The sequence below is a fragment of the Candidatus Soleaferrea massiliensis AP7 genome (assembly GCF_000820765.1).
GTDB lineage: Bacteria > Bacillota > Clostridia > Oscillospirales > Ruminococcaceae > Soleaferrea > Soleaferrea massiliensis.
Genome location: NZ_CCYH01000041.1, coordinates 23275 through 29274, shown reverse-complemented (window position 1 = coordinate 29274; position 6000 = coordinate 23275). Strand labels below are relative to the sequence as shown.

General features: G+C 58.0%; 5 protein-coding genes. All 5 read left to right on the top strand.

The genetic code is table 11. The features are described 5' to 3' along the window. Nucleotides 1-447 precede the first annotated feature (447 nt). The 5 genes from BN348_RS10670 (at nucleotide 448) to BN348_RS10650 (ending at nucleotide 5377) form a co-directional block, all read left to right on the top strand. Entirely contained in the window at nucleotides 448-1215 is a 768-nt protein-coding gene (locus BN348_RS10670; RefSeq protein WP_040197967.1) for a thiazole synthase, read from the top strand. A 3-nt stretch (nucleotides 1216-1218) separates the two neighbouring features. After that, nucleotides 1219-2328 carry a 2-iminoacetate synthase ThiH gene (gene thiH, locus BN348_RS10665; RefSeq protein ID WP_040197966.1) on the top strand — a complete coding sequence of 370 codons (1110 nt, stop codon included), beginning with the start codon at nucleotides 1219-1221 and terminating at the stop codon, nucleotides 2326-2328. Nucleotides 2329-2494: 166 nt separating this feature from the next. After that, entirely contained in the window at nucleotides 2495-3556 is a 1062-nt protein-coding gene (gene thiE / locus BN348_RS10660) for a thiamine phosphate synthase (protein ID WP_052446893.1), read from the top strand. Then, nucleotides 3528-4826: a phosphomethylpyrimidine synthase ThiC gene (gene thiC / locus BN348_RS10655; protein WP_040197965.1), complete on the top strand. Its 1299-nt coding sequence runs from the start codon at nucleotides 3528-3530 to the stop codon at nucleotides 4824-4826. The genes thiE and thiC overlap by 29 nt, the downstream gene beginning before the upstream one ends. Further along, on the top strand, nucleotides 4823-5377 hold the full coding sequence (locus BN348_RS10650; RefSeq protein ID WP_040197964.1) for a thiamine phosphate synthase: 555 nt from the start codon (nucleotides 4823-4825) through the stop codon (nucleotides 5375-5377). The genes thiC and BN348_RS10650 overlap by 4 nt, the downstream gene beginning before the upstream one ends. Nucleotides 5378-6000: the final 623 nt, after the last annotated feature.

The window sequence follows — 6000 nt, the reverse complement described above, 5'->3', positions numbered from 1 at the left end:
AGGGGATTTTCAAGGGGGCCATCTGGCTAGGAGCGGCACACTGCATGGCCCCCTTGAACGGCCTTTCTTGGTTACTTCTTTGGCCGCGCAAAGAAGTAACGAACACCGAGCCAAGTGTCACTTGGCAGACAAAGCAAGCCCGCTGAGCAACAGCGGCGCATATATCCCGGCAGACAGAAATAGCGCTTGTCACTTTTTTGACAGCCTGAGATAATCAATGCTTATCCCGCCTAGCCGATGGCTTCGCGCAGGACAGATCCTTGGATGTTTTTTTCTGGTTCTCTTTGCGGCAAAAGAGAGGGATCGTTGCCTTGCCAAAGCACTTTGGCACAATAAAGGAAAACCGCCGCATATCGGTGCGGAATGTATGCGTCCCGCCGCAAAGAAGGCGGCCAAAACACCCGGCCGAAAGATGGCTGAATTTAATTAAAGGTGATGAACAACCACATGGCAGATACACTGAAATTGGGCGGAAAGGCATTCACCTCCCGCCTTTTCCTGGGAACCGGCAAGTTCCCACTGAACCTAATGGAACCCGTCCTGCGTGCCGCCGGCACACAGGTCGTCACACTCGCGCTGCGCCGCGCGAACGTCGGCGGAGAGGGCAACATCCTCGACTGCATTCCGGACGGCATCACATTGATGCCGAACACCTCCGGTGCGCGCAACGCCGAAGAAGCGGTGCGCATCGCACGGCTCTCCCGCGAGCTCGGCTGCGGGAACTGGATCAAAATCGAGGTCGTGCCGGATTCCAAATACCTGATGCCGGACAACGTCGAAACCATCAAGGCCACCGAAATCCTCGTCAAGGAGGGCTTCACGGTCCTTCCGTATATGAACCCGGACCTGGTCAGCGCAAGACAGCTGGCCGAGGCTGGCGCGGCGGCGGTTATGCCGCTTGGCGCGCCGATCGGCAGCAATAAGGGGCTTTCTACCCGGGAGCACATCCGCATGCTGATCGATGAGATTGACCTGCCGATTGTGGTGGACGCGGGCATCGGCAAGCCGTCGCAGGCCTGTGAAGCGATGGAGCTGGGCGCGGCAGCCGTACTGGTCAACACCGCCGTCGCCAGCGCAGGCGACCCGGTGATGATGGCCGAAGCCTTCAAAAACGCCGTCGAAGCCGGCCGCGCCGCGTTTCTCGCGGGGGCCGGACGGGTACTGGGCTATGAAGGGGAAGCCTCCTCCCCGCTGACCGGATTTTTGGGGGTGTAAACAATGCAGTCACGCCCCATCATGGATATCCTCTTAGAGGAATATAAAACGCTTGATTTTTCCATGTACACCGCCCGGGATGTGGAGAACGTCCTCGCAAAGGACACGCTGGGCCTTGAAGACTACAAGGTGCTCTTGAGCAAACCGGCCTCAGCTTATCTGGAACCGATGGCCCGGCGCGCACAGCGGCTGACGCTTGAGCACTTTGGGAAGAACATCGGGCTGTACACTCCGATCTACATCGCCAACTACTGCGTCAACGGATGCAGCTACTGCGGCTTCAACAAATCCAACCACATCCACCGCGCCAAGCTGAGCCTGGAGGAGATTGAGACTGAGGCGCGGAACATCGCGAAGACCAAGCTGCAGGATATTTTGCTTTTGACAGGAGAGTCACGGCATCAGAGCAGCGTCGAATACATCGGCGAGGGCGTCAAAATCCTGAAGAAATACTTCAACAACGTCGGCATCGAAATCTATCCGCTTGAAACTCAAGAATACCGCTACCTGCACGAGCTGGGCGTGGATTACCTGAGCGTCTATCAGGAAACCTACGACACCGCCCGCTACGACGAGGTGCATCTGAGCGGCCCGAAGAAGGTCTATTCCTACCGATTTAACGCGCCGGAGCGCGGGCTCATGGGCGGGCTGCGCGGCGTGTCCATCGGCGCGCTGCTGGGCCTTTCGGACTTCCGCAAGGATGCGTTCGCAACCGGCATGCACGGCTATCTGCTGCAGCGCCGCTATCCGGCCGCGGAGGTCTGCTTCTCGGTGCCGCGGCTTCGCCCGTGTGCGGGCGGCGAGCACACCCGGTTCGAGCAGGTGCACGACGCCGACCTTTTGCAGGTCATGCTGGCGCTGCGCATCTTTATGCCGTTCTCCGGCATCAACCTGTCAACCCGGGAGAGCGCCGCGTTCCGCGACAACTGCCTGGGGCTGGCTCCGACCAAGATTTCCGCCGGCGTTCACACCGGCATCGGCGGGCATGACAGCGAACAGAAGGGCGACGAGCAGTTCGAAATTTCCGATTCACGCTCGGTCGAGGAGTATAAGCAGTATCTGACCAGCCGCGGTTACCAATATGTCTTTAACGACTACCTCTATGTCGGATGACGAAACCGCCTGTCAACAGTCCGCGCCGGAACATTGACCCGTCGGGGCGTCGCGCGGTGCCCGCAGACAGGCGAAGACTGAAGGAAACTGGATGCGGCGCTGACAGCTGTCAAGGGCTGTCCGGCGCCGGCATAAACGCCGCGCAACACCATACAAGGAGGACACTATGATCCACCGTATCATCGATGCGAACATCAACCGCGCCTGCGAAGGGGTGCGGGTGCTCGAGGATTACTTCCGCTTCGAGCTGAACAACCAGGGTTTGTCCCGGCAGCTGCGGGATATCCGGCACAGGCTGCGAAGAACCTACTGCTCGGATGAGCTGGTCCGCTGCCGGGACAGCCAGGGCGACGTCGGACGCGCCACCTCGATGGAGACCGGCGACGACCGCCGCACGGGCCGCAAGGACATGCTGATGGCAAACTTCAAGCGGGCCGAGGAGGCCATCCGGGTCATCGAGGAAAATCTCAAGCTGATCGAGCAGTACGATCTCAGCAAGCAGTATGAAAAGCTGCGCTTCCTGATGTACAATCTCGAGAAAAGCGCGCTCAGGCAGATCGAATATATCGGCTGGGAGATCTACGCCATCACCTGCGAGCGGCTGTGCGGCGGCAGGGACAACATCGAGGTCGCAAGGGAGCTGCTCGAAAACGGCATCCGGGTGCTGCAGTACCGGGAAAAGGAGAAAAGCAAGCGCGAAAAGCTCGAACAATGCATGCAGCTGCGCGCGCTGACACGCGAATACGGATGCACCTTCATCGTCAACGATGATCTCGACATCGCGCTGCTGTGCGAAGCGGACGGCGTGCATCTGGGGCAGGAGGACCTCCCGGTCCAGAAGGCACGGAAGCTTTCCGGCGATATGATTATCGGCGTCTCGACGCACAACGAGAAGCAGGCGCAGAAGGCGCTGCAACAGGGAGCGGACTACATCGGCGTCGGGCCGATGTTCGAAACCGACACCAAGCGGAACCTCGAGCCGTGCAATTCGGTCGATTATCTCCGATACACCTGTGAAAACATCCCGCTTCCGCAGGTCGCGATCGGCGGGATCAGCCCGGAGAATCTGCGGCTGCTTCTCGAAGCCACCAGTGATGCCGGCGTTCCGCTGTGCTTTGCGATGATCGGCGGGCTTTTGCTGGCGGATGACCTCGGAGAGCGCATCCGCCAGATCAAATCAATCATAAAGGAGTATCACGATGTACCATACACAGATGCAGGCAGCTAAACAGGGCGTTCTGACCCCGGAAATGAAGGCGGTCGCCCAGAAGGAATTTATGGACGAGAACGTCCTGATGCAGCGCGTCGCGGCCGGAACGATCATCATCCCGGCCAACAAAAACCACAAAAGCCTGATTCCGGACGGCGTCGGCGAGGGGCTGTCCACCAAAATCAACGTCAATCTCGGCATCTCGCGCGACTGCCATAACATCGATATGGAGCTGGACAAGGTGCGGCTCTCGGTCAAGATGGGCGCGCACGCGATCATGGATCTCAGTTCCTTCGGCAAGACGCAGGAGTTCCGCCGCCGGCTGATCGAGGAGTCCACGGCGATGATCGGCACGGTGCCGATCTATGACGCGATCGGCTTCTATGACCGCGATCTCAAGGACATCAAGGCCCAGGAATTCCTGGATGTCCTGCGCACCCACGCAAGGGACGGCGTCGACTTTGTGACCATCCACGCCGGCATCAACCGCCGGACCGCCGAAACCTTCAAAAACAACCCGCGCATCACCAACATCGTGTCGCGCGGCGGTTCTCTGCTCTACACCTGGATGGAGCTGACCGGCAGCGAAAACCCGTTCTATGAATACTTCGACGAGGTGCTGAAGATCTGCCGTGAATACGATGTGACGCTGAGCCTCGGCGACGCGATGCGCCCGGGCTGCACGAACGATTCGACCGACGCATCGCAGATTGCCGAGCTGATCACGTTGGGCGAGCTGACCCGCCGCGCCTGGGAGCAGGATGTGCAGGTCATGGTCGAGGGGCCGGGCCACATGGCCATCGATGAGATCGAGGCGAACGTCAAGCTGGAAAAACGGCTCTGCCACGGCGCGCCGTTCTATATCCTCGGCCCGCTGGTCACCGACATCGCGCCGGGCTACGACCACATCACCTCGGCCATCGGCGGCGCCATTGCGGCTGCGGCAGGCGCGGATTTCCTGTGCTATGTCACACCGGCGGAGCACCTGAGGCTGCCGGATGTCGAGGACGTCAAGGAAGGCATCATCGCCTCGCAGATTGCCGCGCACGCCGCGGACATCGCCAAGAAGGTCCCGCATGCCCGGGAGATCGACGACAAGATGAGCAGGGCGCGTCAGGCGCTCAACTGGGAAGAGATGTTCAGCCTTGCGCTCGACGAGGAAAAGGCGCGCTCCTACCGCAAAAACTCCACGCCGGAAGGCGAGGACTGCTGTACGATGTGCGGCAAGCTCTGTTCAATGCGCAACATGAACCGCATCATGAAGGGCGAGGACGTGAATCTGATATGATCTGCTGTATCACCAGCCGCAGGCTCTGCCGCGAGGATTTTATTTCCCGCATCGAAAAGGTGCTGCAGAGCGGCGTCGACTACCTGATCATGCGCGAGAAGGATCTTCCGGCGCGGGAAGCGCTCAATCTGGCGGGAAAGCTTCGCACCCTCTGCGAATATTACCACAAGCCGCTGATTGTCAACAGCTTTGTGGACGTCGCGCGCGCCGTGCATGCCGACGGCATTCATCTGCCGTATGCGCAGTTTCTGGAGCAGCATGAAGACATCCGGGACTTCGGATTAAAGGGCGTGTCCATCCATACGCTCGAGGAGGCTGTCGAGGCCGAAAGGCTGGGCGCAGACTATGTACTGGCCGGAAACATCTTTGAGACAGCCTGCAAAGAGGGGCTTCCCGGACGCGGCCTTTCCTTTGTCCGGGAGCTTGCCGGTGCTGTGTGCATCCCCATCTGGGCGGTCGGCGGCATCACCGGCGAAAACGCCGCGCAGGTGATGGACGCCGGCGCTTCGGTCGTCTGTATGATGTCCTCGCTGATGTCCGGCGAGCTTTGAAAACGGCGAGCCTGTTAACAGGAGATCTGCTAATAGAATTCTTTGATATATCAGGAGAAGGCTTCATTCCGATCATCGGGACAAAGCCTTCTCCTGTCTGTTTTTCCAGAGCTGGGTGCGCTTTATCTCTGTTTGTTATAAGGCGCTTGGCGATGGCTGTAGCCTGCGGCACAGTGGTTTTGTATTTCGACCATGATATCTTGGCAGTCACCGTTGTACCGCGGTAATACAGAAGCACAACGGACCTCGTTTCTCTTATGACGGGTATATGCGGCGCAAGGGGAATCGTCGGTCCATCTTCAGTATGGCTTATCATGATGCGGCAAAAGCACCAATAACCGCTTTTCAACTGCGGAAGGAACGGGACACCAAGGTCATCAAAAGTTTACGATTCTTCACCTGTTCATCATATTCAAAACGGCGGTTACAAAGTATTGCACAAAAATAAGAACAGTAGTTTGGTGACTATTTTTCAAGTGAAACGAAGAGGTGTATATTTTATCCAAATAAATGTACAATGCTATGATGTAAAGAATATATAGATTGAATATATGGATAAAGAGTGAATTTCCAATCGAGGTTTGGCGTTGAAAAACGTTCGCAGCATAAAATCATGCATGATT